Source organism: Rhizobium sp. JAB6 (assembly GCF_003024605.1).
Taxonomy (GTDB): domain Bacteria; phylum Pseudomonadota; class Alphaproteobacteria; order Rhizobiales; family Rhizobiaceae; genus Rhizobium.
In genome coordinates, this window is record NZ_PYJQ01000009.1 from 66144 (window position 1) to 78361 (window position 12218).

The window sequence follows — 12218 nt, forward strand, 5'->3', positions numbered from 1 at the left end:
GCCCATGGGCAAACGCGAGTTCATCGCACTCGCGGCCTTCCTGATGGCGACCAATTCGCTCGCCATCGACATCATGCTCCCCGCTTTGCAGCAGATCGGTTCCAGCCTCGGCGTGACGAACGAGAATCATCGGCAATATGTGGTGACGGCCTATCTAATCGGCTTCGGCTCGGCGCAGCTCATCTACGGTCCGCTGTCGGATCGCTTTGGCCGGCGCCTGCCCCTCCTGATCGGTATCACCGTCTACGTCGTCTCCGCTTTCGGCATCGCTCTGATACCCTCCTTTGCCGGCCTTCTCGCCCTGCGATTTATCCAGGGTCTGGGCTCTGCGGCCACGCGTGTCATCACCATTTCCATCGTTCGAGACGTATTTGGCGGCCGCCTGATGGCAGAAGTAATGTCGCTCATTATGATGGTCTTCATGATCGTTCCGGTCATCGCGCCGGGAAGCGGTCAGATCATCATGCTCGTCAGCACCTGGCACATGATTTTCGTCTTCATCGGCACCATGGCAACGCTCGTCGGCCTCTGGATGTATTTCCGGCTTCCGGAGACGTTGAAGCTGGAAAATGTCCGTCCGCTGACTATCAGGTCGGTCGCCTCCGGCTTCAGGATGGTTCTGACGAACCGCGTGGCCCTCTGTTACACCCTTGCCAGCACCTTCCTGTTCGGGGCGTTGTTCGGCTTCATCAATTCGGCGCAGCAGATCTATAGCGGCATTTACGGGCTGGGCGTGTATACGCCGGTCGCCTTTGGCGGCGTGGCGCTGTTCATGGCGCTATCCTCCTTCATCAACTCACAGCTCGTCGGCCGTTTCGGCATGCGGCGGCTTTCGCATGCGGCATTGCTCGGCTTTTCCTTCATCACCTTCATTTGGATGCTGGTGCAGCTTTATGGCCCAGCACCAATGCCCTTCCCACTGTTCATGCTGTTTTTCGCTCTGGCAATGTTCCAGTTCGGCTGGATCGGTTCGAATTTCAATTCTCTTGCCATGGAGCCGCTCGGTCACGTCGCCGGCACTGCCTCCTCCGTGCTCGGCTTCATGAGCACGGTCGGCGGCGCCTCGATCGGTGCCGGTATCGGTCAGTATTTCAACGGCACGGCGACCCCGATGGTGATCGGCTACTTCACCGTCTCGTTGATCGGTCTCGTATTCGTGCTGGCCGCCGAAAGAGGGCGCCTCTTCCGCCCGCACAATGCGCCCCCTCCGGCCGATCAGTCCCTCGCTTTACATTGACAGGCATATTCGAATGACAACCCCGCCTCAGTCTCAGCCAGCGGTCCAGCCGCCGGCGCAGTCCGGCTCCAGCCGCATCGGCCTCGGCATCGTGGAATTCATCCTCACGATCGCCCTGATGACCGCCAGCATTTCCATGGGCATCGACAGCATGCTGCCGGCGCTGCCGAATATCGGCCAGTCGCTGCATGTCGCCAATCCCAACGACACCCAGCTCGTCATCGGCGTCTATTTCCTCGGATTCGGCATCTGTCAGCTTTTCTTCGGCAGCCTGTCGGACACCTATGGCCGGCGGTATATTCTGCTTGGCGGTCTTGCCTTCTATACCGTGACCCTGTTTGCCGCCGCCTGGAGCGGCAGCCTGTTTGCCTTGCTGGCCATGCGCTTCGCCCAGGGTGTCGGCGCCGCAGCCGTTCGTATCACCACGCTCGCCATCGTCCGCGATTGCTTCGGCGGCCGGGAAATGGCCCGCGTCATGTCCTATGTCATGATCGTGTTCATGATCATGCCGATGGTAGCGCCCTTCGTTGGTCAGATGATCGTTGCCTATTCGAACTGGCAATGGATCTTCATCCTGCTTGGGATCGTCAGCGCCGGCCTTTTCCTGGTCGCCTTCTTCCGCATGAAGGAGACGCTGCCCACCGAAGAGCGCCTGCCGCTCTCGGTCTCGTCGGTTCTTTCCGGCTTCAAGACTGTGCTCACCAACCGCATCACCTGTGGCTACATGATCGGCCTGACGCTCTATACCGGCGTCATCTGCGCCTACATCGTCTCGGTGCAGCAGGTCTTCGGCGAGGTCTATGGGCTTGGCGACACGTTTCCGATCGCTTTTGCAGCAACGGCAGCCGGCACCGCGGTGGCGCAGTTCGCCAATGGCTATTTCGTCCGCAGCTTCGGCATGCGCCGAATTTCTCATGCGGCCATGATCGTCTTCACAGTCCTTGGCGCTATCGGCTACGCCGTCGGCATGTTCGGCCAGCCAAGCTTCACCTTCATTTACGTGCTGATCTCGATCATGCTGATGATGTTCGCCGTCATCACCACCAACTGCATGGCCATTAGCCTCGAGCCGATGGGGCATCTGGCGGGCACCGCAGCCGCCATCACCAGTTCGGTCTCCACGACAGCCGGCGTTCTGATCGGCGGCATCGTCGGCCAGATGTTCGATGGCACCGCACAGCCGCTGCTTGCCGGCTTCACCATATTTGGCGTGCTGTCGATTCTTGCGACGCTGTGGGCAGAGCGCGGCAAGCTCTTCACCCATCCCGGCGATACGCCGGCGCTGGAACCCGGCATGGGGCACGTCTGAGCGTCGTGCCTCTCGTTCTTAAGCGCCGCTGCGCGGCCGGCTCACCCAGCGCACCGCCGCAGCGATCGCAAGCCCAAAGAGCGGCCACATCGCCCACGGCGTTCCGTTCCAAGTGAAAAGGTTGATCGCTACGATGCCGATGCCGGTGATGACAAGGCCGGCAATCGCCATATCGATCTGCGGGTTGCTACGCACGTAACGATACGCGTTGGCCCACAAGATCGCGAGTATCGGCCATTTCGCCCAGAATTCGCCATGCCAGGTCAACCCGTTGAGAACGGCAAGGCCCATGCACACGACTAGGACAGCACCGTAGCGGCGGCGCCAGTCTTGCGGCACTGCTTCCTGCATCGCTACTTCCGGGGCCCGCACAGGAGCCCGCACCGGGGCAGATTGATAATCGGAAGTAGTATCGACAACCTGCACGCCGCCGATCCGCACCGCGTAGCTCGGCACGCCACCTTCGATATTCTTGACCTCGAGCTGCCCGAGAAAATCGAAACCCACCGCCACTTTGTTACGGACCTGGTCATAGACGGTGTTGGAAATGACGATACCGCCCGGCGCAGCGCGCGACTGCAGCCGGGCGGCAATATTGACGCCGTCACCATAGAGGTCGTCGCCATCGGCGATCACATCACCGAGATTGAGGCCGATGCGAAAGAGCATCTGCTTGTCGGGGTCGGTTACGGCATTGTAGCCGGCAAGCTCGTTCTGCGTGTCGATCGCAGCCCGCACGGCTTCAACCACGCTCGGAAATTCGGCGAAGACGCCATCGCCCCAGGTGTTGATGACCCGGCCGCCATGCGCTTCGATCAACCGTTTCATCGCATCGCGGTAACGACGAAGGGTCGAAAGCGTCCCCTCCTCGTCCCTACCCATGAGGCGCGTATAGTCCTGCACATCGGCGCAGAAGATGGTGGTCAGCTTGCGGCTCGTCTCGGACATCTGCCTCACCCTCGCGGCAAGCGCCGACCAAGGCTCTTGCCTGTTGGAGCAAAGATAACCTCGCCGCGGTGACTTTCCAAGGGGCCCTACCGGCTATCCTTGCACACGGCTCGCGGTTAGAGAGTGAAGACCTCGTGCCGCAGCAGTTCCCATGTGTCCTTGTCCGCAGCGATCAGCAGCCCGCCATCAAGATGGTGCGGCAGATAGGGCGAACCGTCGAAACGGCGAACATAGGCGCCGGCTTCGGCCGAGATCAGCGATCCCGCCAGGTGATCCCAGGGCATCAGCTTGTTGTACATGAGATAATGCACATAGCCACCCGCAAGCGTGCGGTATTCATGCGCCGCGCAGCGATAGCAGGTCGTATAGCGCACCTTGGCGAGATTACCCATGATTTCGGCGCGCTTTTCCTTCGGCAGAAAGCCGGTGGCCGCCATGCCGACCAACTCTTCCAGCGGGACCGACTGAGCCACCTTCAAACGCAGCGTCTCGCCATCCGGTCGCCGCAGCCATGCGCCGCTTCCCCGCTCCGCCAGCACCCAGTCATCGCCCATCGGGTCGAAAATGATGCCGGCAACGGTCTCGCCCTTCGAGACGACCGAAGCCATCACGCCGAAGGCCGGAATCCCCGCGGCGAAATTGAACGTGCCGTCAACAGGATCGACGATGATGGCGAGATCGGCATCCTGCAGCTTTCTCAGCAGCGATGGATCGGCGGCAACCGATTCCTCACCAATAAACAGCGCCTCGGGCCAGAGTCGGGCAACCTCTGCCTTGATCATGCGCTCGGCCCGCTCGTCGGCTTCCGTCACCAGATCCGTCGCCTCGCTCTTGGCGCGGACATCGTCGCTGCCGAGCCTGCGAAAACGTGGCAGGATCTCCGTCTGCGCCGCGCGGCGCAGCACATGGGCAAGCGTGGTAACGTCAACGAGCGATGTCATGCTTTTTCCTTTCGCGTCAGGCGCCGATGATTTCGCGGCGGATCATCCGCCAGCTTTCCTCATCCGGCGCAGAAATGATGCCTCCGGTCGTTTCGCCGGGCCTGTAGGGCGTACCATCGAATTTGGCGGTATAGCCGCCCGCCTCCTGATGGGCCAGCACGCCGGCCAGGTGATCCCACGGCATCAATTTGGAATGGCCGATGAAATGCCACTTGCCCGAGGCGACCATCCAATATTCGTAGGCCGAGCAATTGAGCGAGAAAGCCATGCGGGCCTTCGATAGATTGGCGTTGATCCGCGACCGGTCCGGTTCATCCATGTGCCCCCAGGATATAGCGCCCGTCATCCCGGCCAGGGGAGCAGGACCGGCGACGGCTAGCCGCCTTGCCTGCCCGCTCTGCCGGCGCAGGAAAGTCCCGCCACCCTTCATGGCAGTCAGAGTGTCGCCAAGCACAGGATCGTGAATGATGCTGGCGATCGTCTCGCCATTGGCGACGACGGCGACGATCGTCCCGAAAACCGGCAGTCCGGCAGCGAAATTGAATGTGCCATCCACCGGGTCGATGGTGAAGGCCAAGTCGGCATGCGCCAGCGCCGGCACGACGGATTTATCGGCCTCATAGGCTTCTTCGCCGACGATCACGGCTTTCGGAAAACGCGTCTTCAACGCCGCGGTGATGTGCCGCTCGGCCAGAAGATCGGCCTCGGTCACAAGATCGATAGCCGACGTCTTTTCCGATATGTCGCCAGCATCCAGATTGCGGAAGCGCTGCATGATTTCCTTTGACGCCGCCTCGGCAACGATCGTCATCACGTAGTCGAAATCAGCATCGGAGAAATTCATAGGAAGCCTCTGTTTTGAAAGGGCTTCCTCTTATGCCCGATTCGATGACATGGGTGTGGCAAAAGCCCTGAAATTAAGCGGAACCGCTCGAAGAGCCCTGCGCCATCAAACCTGCAAAATCGAACAGCTTGGGATCGAGCAGGTGCGATGGGTTCACATGCGCCAGCGCGCGCAGCATCGTATCCTTGCGGCCCGGCATGCGCCGCTCGATATCGGCGAGCATGTCCTTCATGGCATTGCGCTGCAATCCATCCTGCGAGCCGCAGAGATCGCAAGGGATAATCGGAAACTGCATGGCTGTCGCAAATTTGGCGAGATCATCCTCAGCGGCATAGGCAAGCGGACGCAACAGCATCAAGTCGCCCTCGTCGTTGAGCAGCTTGGCCGGCATGGAAGCCAGCCGGCCGCCATGGAAGAAGTTCATGAAGAAGGTCTCGAGAATATCCTCGCGGTGATGGCCGAGCACCAGCGCGTCGCAACCTTCCTCGCGAGCGATGCGATAGAGGTTGCCGCGGCGCAGGCGCGAACAGAGCGAGCAATAGGTTGCCCCCTCCGCCACCTTCTCCTTCACGATCGAATAGGTGTCGCGATACTCGATGCGATGCGCGACACCGATCTTGGTCAGATACTCCGGCAGAATATGCTTCGGAAAGTTCGGCTGGCCCTGATCGAGATTGCAGGCGACGATCTCCACCGGCAACAGACCGCGCCATTTCAGATCGAGGAGCAGCGCCAGCAGACCGTAGGAATCCTTGCCGCCGGAAAGGCCGACCAGCCAGCGCTTCTGGCCCTTCAGCATCTGGAAGTCTTCCATCGCCTGGCGCACCTGCCGCAACAGGCGCTTGCGAAGCTTGTTGAAGGAGACCGAACGCGGCGCATCGGAAAACATAGGATGCGCGGCAGAACCGCCATCGTCAGCTTCGATATCGATGTCGTCGTTCACCGTTGTCGCGATATTCATTCCGTCATTCCTTCCATCTCGCCACGCTGATAGCAGAAAGCGGGACGAGAAGACATGGTGTCAATCGCCGAATACAGACCAGCCGGTGCGCGCCGCCAACATCTCCAGCGCGACAGCACCGAGCTGCGAATTGCCGACCTTGTTCAAGCCCGGCGACCAGACGGCGATCGAGCCGATACCCGGCGCCACGGCTAGAATGCCGCCGCCGACGCCGCTCTTGCCGGGCAGACCGACATGATAGGCGAAGTCGCCCGAACCGTCATAATGCCCGCAGGTCAGCATCAGAGCATTGATGCGCCGCGCCCGCTTCGGCGAGACGACGGAATGGCCAGTGATCGGGTTGCTGCCGCGGGCGGCGAGATAGAGCCCCGCCTTGGCAAGCTGTTGGCAGCTCATGGAAAGCGCACATTGATGGAAGTAGACGCCGAGCACATGCTCGACTGGATGGTGGATATTGCCATAAGCGCGCATGAAATTGGCGAGCGCGAAATTGCGAAAGCCTGTCTGCGTCTCCGAACGCGCCACCTTGTCATCGATGCTGATCGTCTCGTCGTCGGCTACATAGCGGACGAAGCGCAGCAGCTCACCGATCGCCTCGCGCGGCTCATGTCCAGCGAGTACGACATCACTGACGGCAATGGCACCCGCATTGACGAAGGGATTGCGGGGAATACCCTCTTCCCGCTCCAGCTGGACGATGGAATTGAAAGCGGTGCCCGACGGTTCGCGACCTACACGCTTCCAGAGGCTCTCACCGACTTTGCCAAGCGCCAGGGTCAGCATGAAGACCTTGGAGATACTCTGGATGGAGAAAGGAACGCCGGCGTCGCCGATGCTGTAGACATCGCCGTTGACTGTCGCGATTGCCATGCCGAACTGTTTCGGATCGACCTTTGCCAGCTCGGGAATATAATCGGCAACCTTGCCCTCGCCGATGCGCGGCGAAAGCTCCGCATGAATGCCGTCGAGAATGGCCTTCAAATCCGTCATGAGGCGCTCCAAAGACAAAAAAGCCGCTCAAACCGAGCGGCTTTTTCATTCATCAAGAAAGTTATCCGCTTATTAACGCGAATAGAATTCGACGACCAGATGCGGTTCCATGACGACGGCGTAGGGTACGTCGCCGAGGGCCGGAACGCGGGCGAAGGTCGCAACCATCTTGTTGTGATCGACTTCGATGTAGTCCGGAACGTCACGTTCAGCCAGGGCAACCGATTCGAGAACGGTTACGAGCTGCTTGGACTTTTCGCGAACTTCGATCACGTCGCCAGCCTTGCAGCGGTAGGAACCGATGTTGACGCGAACGCCGTTGACGGTGACGTGGCCATGGTTGACGAACTGACGGGCAGCGAAGACGGTCGGAACGAACTTGGCGCGGTAGACGATCGCGTCGAGGCGCGATTCGAGCAGGCCGATCAGGTTTTCCGAGGTGTCGCCCTTGCGGCGGTTGGCTTCGTCGAAGATGGCGCGGAACTGCTTTTCACGCAGGTCGCCGTAGTAGCCCTTCAGCTTCTGCTTGGCGCGCAGCTGCACGCCGAAGTCGGAAAGCTTGCCCTTGCGGCGCTGGCCGTGCTGGCCCGGACCGTATTCGCGACGGTTAACCGGGGACTTCGGACGGCCCCAGATGTTTTCGCCCATACGGCGGTCAATTTTGTACTTGGACGATTCGCGCTTGCTCATCGCATTTCCTTTCAAGTGTTATGGCGGCTCGTTGCCGAACCGCGAAGGAAACACGCCCTCCTCTGAACTCCGTTTTCGAGCTCTGACAGGCTTCTCACGTTAGCGAACGGACGAAGCCACGGGACATGTCAAATGAAACACCGGACATTTCTGCCCGGCGTTGGCGCGGTCTGTAAGGGGTCGTCATGAAAATGTCAACAGCGTCGCGCGTCCAAGGTTGAGAATGTGGCAGCAGATGCTATATCTGATGCGTGATGATTGATGCGCAATCAAGGTGTGACCATGCGGACAACTCTTGCAATCGATGACGATGTGCTTGCAGCCGCCAAGACGATGGCGGAGCAGCAGCGTCGAAGCGTCGGCGATGTCATTTCCGATTTGGCTCGCCGATCGCTCAATCGTCCGCAAGCACTAAAGGAGCGCAATGGTATCCCGCTACTGACACCCAAGCCCGGCAATCCGCCCGTCACGCTTGATCTCGTCAACAAGCTTCGTGACGAGCTTCCATGACATTTCTGCTGGACATCAATGTTCTGATTGCTCTGTTCGATCCCTCCCATGTAGCACATGATATTGCCCATGACTGGTTTCATTCGTTAGGCAGCGATAGCTGGGCAACCTGTCCGCTGACGGAAAACGGCGTCGTCAGGATTCTCAGCCAGTCGAACTACCCAAATTCTCCCGGGCCTCCCTCCGCTGTGGCTCTTCTGGTCTCGCAGCTTCGCGGTCTGCCGGGTCATCAATTCTGGGCCGATGACGTCAGCTTGTTAGATGAAAGTTTAGTGGACTCGACCCGGCTTCTCACACCCGGCCAAATCACCGACACCTATTTGTTGGCACTTGCAAAATTTCACAACGGCCAGCTGGCAACGCTTGATCGGCGCCTGTCGGCTGCAGCCGTCAAGAATGGAAAAGCGGCGCTACATATCATCGCCGGCAATCAGTAGTTCGCAGCTATTCCGCCGCCGCCTGCTCGCCACCATCCAGATCGGGCGCATTGGCATCGCCGGGCGCTGTTTGGGACCCCATGTCCGGGAAAGCGACGATGCGCTTGCCGGAGAAATCCGTGTGAACGACAACGCTGCCCTGTTCTTCGAAATAGCTTAGCAGTCGCCGCGCGCGTCTGGCCGAATGGGTGCCGTAGGCGCGAGCGATGCGGGCGTCGGAAGGGCATGGCTCGCCGCTGATCGCGGCCTTGGCGAGCATCAGGAAGACGCCCTGCAGGTCATCGGTGACACTGGCAGACAACGAGAGTGCGGTTGCCCATTGATCCGTCGCCATGACCTCCTCGTCCGCACCGGAGCGCGCGATCGCCACACGGCGACGGAATTCGGAGAGGCTCATGGGGGCACCCGGAACGCGGCGCATGCGCAAGCGTACAAGAAACTCCTGATAAAGCACGGAATCGGTACGGAAGCCCGAGGCCGGGTCGTCGAGGATTTCGGAGAGTACCGCGCTCACCCTCGCCTCACGATCCTCGCTCGATAGTTCCGGCTGGCTGACTTTCGGCTCGGAAGGTGCCGGGCTCGCCGCCGGCACGGAGCGGGAAAGCTCGGCCAAAATATCGGTGGTCGGGCGCGGCGCCGGCGTGCTGCGGCGGACAACGGGCCGCGCAAATTCTTCCGGGTCCGGCGTGAAGATCAGATCCTCGACATCCTGCGGCGCATCCGGCAACGGCATCAGCTTCGGGCTGGAAGAGCGCGCCGAGGTTTCCACCGCGCCGATGGTGATCGGCAGCGGACGACGCGAGAGCGCCGGCCCGAGGGCGACGAAATTGCCGCGCTTCAGGTCGCGGAACATTTCCGCCTGCCTGCGATCCATGCCGAGCAGATCGGCAGCACGCGCCATGTCGATATCGAGAAAGGTGCGGCCCATCAGGAAGTTGGAGGCCTCAGCCGCAACGTTCTTGGCGAGCTTCGCCAGACGCTGCGTCGCGATGACGCCGGCAAGGCCGCGCTTTCGGCCGCGGCACATCAAGTTGGTCATGGCGCCGAGCGACATCTTGCGCGCATCTTCCGAGACGTCACCGCCGACCGAGGGCGCAAACATCTGCGCCTCGTCGACCACAACGAGCACCGGATACCAAAATTCGCGATCGGCATCGAACATGCCGTTCAGAAAGGCGGCAGCAGCGCGCATCTGCTGCTCGATATCGAGCCCTTCCAGCGTCAGCACGCAGGAGACGCGATGCTGGCGGATACGGTTGGCGATACCGGCGAGCTCTGCCTCGGTGCGCTCGCCATCGACGACGACATGACCGAACTTGTCAGCCAGCGTGACGAAATCGCCTTCGGGATCGATGATGACCTGCTGCACCCATTGCGCCGATTGCTCCAGCAGCCGCCGCAGGAGGTGCGATTTTCCGGAGCCGGAATTTCCCTGCACCAAGAGACGGGTTGCCAGCAGCTCCTCGATATCGAGCTGGGCGCTGGTCCCGCCGGACGCCGTTCCCATGTCGATGCCGACCTGCAATGCACTTCCCCTATGAGCAAGAATCAAACGCGGATACGTCCCATCTTTCTGAAAGGACGCGCCTCCGTCTAGCAAAGATTTGCAAGCTTCGCGCCCGTGGATTGAAAAAACCCACAGGCGATTGCGAGACCTATCTGAAGCGCAGATTGGCCCGCGACAGCTGGCTGACGGACGTGCAGCCCATCAGCTTCATGTCGCGTTCGACTTCGGTGCGCAGATGCCTCAGCGCCCGCTCCACGCCCGCCTGGCCGGCAGCGGCCAGCGGATAGAGATAGAAGCGGCCTAGGCCGACCGCCTTGGCGCCGAGCGAAAGCGCCTTCAGCACATGCGTGCCGCGCTGCACGCCGCCATCCATCATGACATCGATGCGAGGGCCGACGGCATCAACGATCTCCGCCAGTTGATCGAATGCCGAACGCGAGCCGTCCAGCTGCCGCCCGCCATGGTTCGACAGCACGATGCCGGTACATCCGATGTCGACAGCACGCTTGGCGTCCTCGACCGACATGATGCCCTTGAGGCAGAACTGCCCGTTCCAATGCTTCACCATCTCGGCGACGTCGTTCCAGTTCATCGACGGATCGAGCATCTCAGTGAAATACTTGCCGATCGACATGGCACCGCCACTCATGTCGACATGCTCGTCGAGCTGCGGCAGGCGGAATTTCTCATGCGTTACATAGTTGAGAGCCCAGCCAGGTTTAATGGCGAACTGGGTGATGCCCGCAAGATTGAGCTTGAACGGGATCGAAAATCCGGTGCGAAGATCGCGCTCACGATTGCCGCCGGTAATGCTGTCGACGGTCAGCATCATCACATTGACGCCGGCCTCCTTCGCCCGCTCCATCATCGCACGGTTCAGGCCACGGTCTTTGTGGAAATAGAACTGATAGACCTGCGGCCCGGAATGTTTCTTGCGGATTTCCTCAAGGCTGACGGTGCCGAGCGAGGAAACGCCGAACATCGTGCCAAGCGAGGAGGCGGCGGCTGCAACTGCATTTTCGCCCTGGTGATGGAATAGCCGCTGCAGCGCCGTCGGCGAGCAATAGAAGGGCGTCGCGAGCTTTTGTCCCATGACGGTGACAGACATGTCGATCTCGCTGACCCCACGCAGGACGTTGGGAACGAGATCGCAGCTTTCGAAGCTCGACGTGTTTCGCCGCAGCGTTACTTCGTCGTCGGCTGCGCCATCGATATAGTTGAAGATCGGGCCGGGAAGACGCTTCTTCGCAAGAAGACGAAAATCATGGAAGTTATGGCATTCACGCAGACGCATGGCTTGCCTCGACCACACTGCAATCACTCTCAAAAGACATCAAATACCGACCTTCCAATATTCCGTTGCCGCCCGGACCCTGAATCACAACCGGTGCAAGCGTGCTTCCCATTTGTAAAGCACATCCGGCTCTTTTTCCTCATTGCCCGCCCCATCCGACTCGTCAACCACGAAGAAGCCATGCTTTTCGTAAAAGCGGCGCGCCGGCTCATTTCTCTGGAATGTCCAGAGCGATAGCGCCGGATAGGCCGACTTGGCAACATCCAGAAGGCGGCTGCCGATGCCGCGCCCTTGTGCCTCGGGCAGGACGTAGAGCTGATCGATCCAATGATCGAGAAAGGCGATGACACCGACCAGACGACCTCCTTCTTCCGCACCCCAGATCTGGCAATCCCTATAAACGACCGCGCTCCAAAAGCCGACATCCTCTTCCGGCGTATGAAGCCCGGCAAGCGTCGGCAGCCGTTCGTTGAAGGAAGCGCGATGGACGGCGGCGGCAGCCGGCATATCCGCGAGATCGAGTTTCCGCAGCAAAACCTTGTCTTTCATG

At 60.3% G+C, this 12218-nt stretch carries 13 protein-coding genes; 4 read left to right on the forward strand and 9 right to left on the reverse strand.

Annotation, left to right across the window (positions count from 1 at the left end; all coding sequences use genetic code 11):
- The first annotated feature begins 4 nt into the window (after positions 1–4).
- Together C7U61_RS10365 and C7U61_RS10370 are read left to right on the forward strand one after the other, a co-directional pair.
- Positions 5–1237 (forward strand): multidrug effflux MFS transporter, encoded by a 1233-nt coding sequence (locus tag C7U61_RS10365; RefSeq protein ID WP_106998012.1) that lies wholly within the window; start codon positions 5–7, stop codon positions 1235–1237.
- A 13-nt stretch (positions 1238–1250) separates the two neighbouring features.
- Positions 1251–2546 (forward strand): multidrug effflux MFS transporter, encoded by a 1296-nt coding sequence (locus C7U61_RS10370; protein WP_106998013.1) that lies wholly within the window; start codon positions 1251–1253, stop codon positions 2544–2546.
- An 18-nt stretch (positions 2547–2564) separates the two neighbouring features.
- Here C7U61_RS10370 and C7U61_RS10375 read toward each other — a convergent pair whose 3' ends face one another.
- From C7U61_RS10375 to rpsD, 6 genes are all read right to left on the reverse strand, one after another.
- On the reverse strand, positions 2565–3494 hold the full coding sequence (locus tag C7U61_RS10375) for an adenylate/guanylate cyclase domain-containing protein (protein WP_106998014.1): 930 nt from the start codon (positions 3492–3494) through the stop codon (positions 2565–2567).
- Between the two features lie 116 nt (positions 3495–3610).
- A complete protein-coding gene (locus C7U61_RS10380) occupies positions 3611–4435 on the reverse strand; it encodes an inositol monophosphatase family protein (RefSeq protein ID WP_106998015.1) in 825 nt (274 codons plus the stop codon).
- Between the two features lie 16 nt (positions 4436–4451).
- Positions 4452–5279 carry an inositol monophosphatase family protein gene (locus C7U61_RS10385; RefSeq protein ID WP_106998016.1) on the reverse strand — a complete coding sequence of 276 codons (828 nt, stop codon included), beginning with the start codon at positions 5277–5279 and terminating at the stop codon, positions 4452–4454.
- Between the two features lie 73 nt (positions 5280–5352).
- Entirely contained in the window at positions 5353–6240 is an 888-nt protein-coding gene (ttcA, locus tag C7U61_RS10390; RefSeq protein WP_106998017.1) for a tRNA 2-thiocytidine(32) synthetase TtcA, read from the reverse strand.
- 60 nt (positions 6241–6300) lie between these two features.
- Positions 6301–7230, reverse strand: a complete 930-nt coding sequence (locus C7U61_RS10395) for a glutaminase (RefSeq protein ID WP_106998018.1) — start codon at positions 7228–7230, stop codon at positions 6301–6303.
- Positions 7231–7302: 72 nt separating this feature from the next.
- A complete protein-coding gene (rpsD, locus tag C7U61_RS10400; RefSeq protein WP_069613020.1) occupies positions 7303–7920 on the reverse strand; it encodes a 30S ribosomal protein S4 in 618 nt (205 codons plus the stop codon).
- 282 nt (positions 7921–8202) lie between these two features.
- On the opposite strand from rpsD, the gene C7U61_RS10405 reads away from it, so the two are divergent.
- Positions 8203–8430, forward strand: a complete 228-nt coding sequence (locus C7U61_RS10405) for a CopG family transcriptional regulator (protein WP_106999048.1) — start codon at positions 8203–8205, stop codon at positions 8428–8430.
- Entirely contained in the window at positions 8427–8867 is a 441-nt protein-coding gene (locus C7U61_RS10410) for a TA system VapC family ribonuclease toxin (protein WP_106998019.1), read from the forward strand. The genes C7U61_RS10405 and C7U61_RS10410 overlap by 4 nt, the downstream gene beginning before the upstream one ends.
- 7 nt (positions 8868–8874) lie before the next feature.
- On the opposite strand, the gene C7U61_RS10415 is transcribed toward C7U61_RS10410, so the two are convergent.
- The 3 genes from C7U61_RS10415 to C7U61_RS10425 all read right to left on the reverse strand — a co-directional run bounded on the left by C7U61_RS10415 (position 8875) and on the right by C7U61_RS10425 (position 12217).
- Positions 8875–10392, reverse strand: coding sequence for an ATP-binding protein (locus tag C7U61_RS10415; protein ID WP_106998020.1), 1518 nt, complete (start codon positions 10390–10392; stop codon positions 8875–8877).
- A 130-nt stretch (positions 10393–10522) separates the two neighbouring features.
- Positions 10523–11668 carry an alpha-hydroxy acid oxidase gene (locus C7U61_RS10420; RefSeq protein ID WP_106998021.1) on the reverse strand — a complete coding sequence of 382 codons (1146 nt, stop codon included), beginning with the start codon at positions 11666–11668 and terminating at the stop codon, positions 10523–10525.
- An 84-nt stretch (positions 11669–11752) separates the two neighbouring features.
- Positions 11753–12217 carry a GNAT family N-acetyltransferase gene (locus C7U61_RS10425; protein ID WP_106998022.1) on the reverse strand — a complete coding sequence of 155 codons (465 nt, stop codon included), beginning with the start codon at positions 12215–12217 and terminating at the stop codon, positions 11753–11755.
- Between the last annotated feature and the right edge of the window lies 1 nt (position 12218).

Bases quoted from the DNA above. Each gene is read 5' to 3' on its own strand.
- C7U61_RS10395 (WP_106998018.1), bottom strand. From the start codon at position 7,230: ATGACGGATTTGAAGGCCATTCTCGACGGCATTCATGCGGAGCTTTCG.
- C7U61_RS10425 (WP_106998022.1), bottom strand. From the start codon at position 12,217: ATGAAAGACAAGGTTTTGCTGCGGAAACTCGATCTCGCGGATATGCCG.
- C7U61_RS10410 (WP_106998019.1), top strand. From the start codon at position 8,427: ATGACATTTCTGCTGGACATCAATGTTCTGATTGCTCTGTTCGATCCC.
- C7U61_RS10370 (WP_106998013.1), top strand. From the start codon at position 1,251: ATGACAACCCCGCCTCAGTCTCAGCCAGCGGTCCAGCCGCCGGCGCAG.
- ttcA (WP_106998017.1), bottom strand. From the start codon at position 6,240: ATGAATATCGCGACAACGGTGAACGACGACATCGATATCGAAGCTGAC.
- C7U61_RS10365 (WP_106998012.1), top strand. From the start codon at position 5: ATGGGCAAACGCGAGTTCATCGCACTCGCGGCCTTCCTGATGGCGACC.
- rpsD (WP_069613020.1), bottom strand. From the start codon at position 7,920: ATGAGCAAGCGCGAATCGTCCAAGTACAAAATTGACCGCCGTATGGGC.
- C7U61_RS10385 (WP_106998016.1), bottom strand. From the start codon at position 5,279: ATGAATTTCTCCGATGCTGATTTCGACTACGTGATGACGATCGTTGCC.
- C7U61_RS10420 (WP_106998021.1), bottom strand. From the start codon at position 11,668: ATGCGTCTGCGTGAATGCCATAACTTCCATGATTTTCGTCTTCTTGCG.
- C7U61_RS10405 (WP_106999048.1), top strand. From the start codon at position 8,203: ATGCGGACAACTCTTGCAATCGATGACGATGTGCTTGCAGCCGCCAAG.
- C7U61_RS10375 (WP_106998014.1), bottom strand. From the start codon at position 3,494: ATGTCCGAGACGAGCCGCAAGCTGACCACCATCTTCTGCGCCGATGTG.
- C7U61_RS10380 (WP_106998015.1), bottom strand. From the start codon at position 4,435: ATGACATCGCTCGTTGACGTTACCACGCTTGCCCATGTGCTGCGCCGC.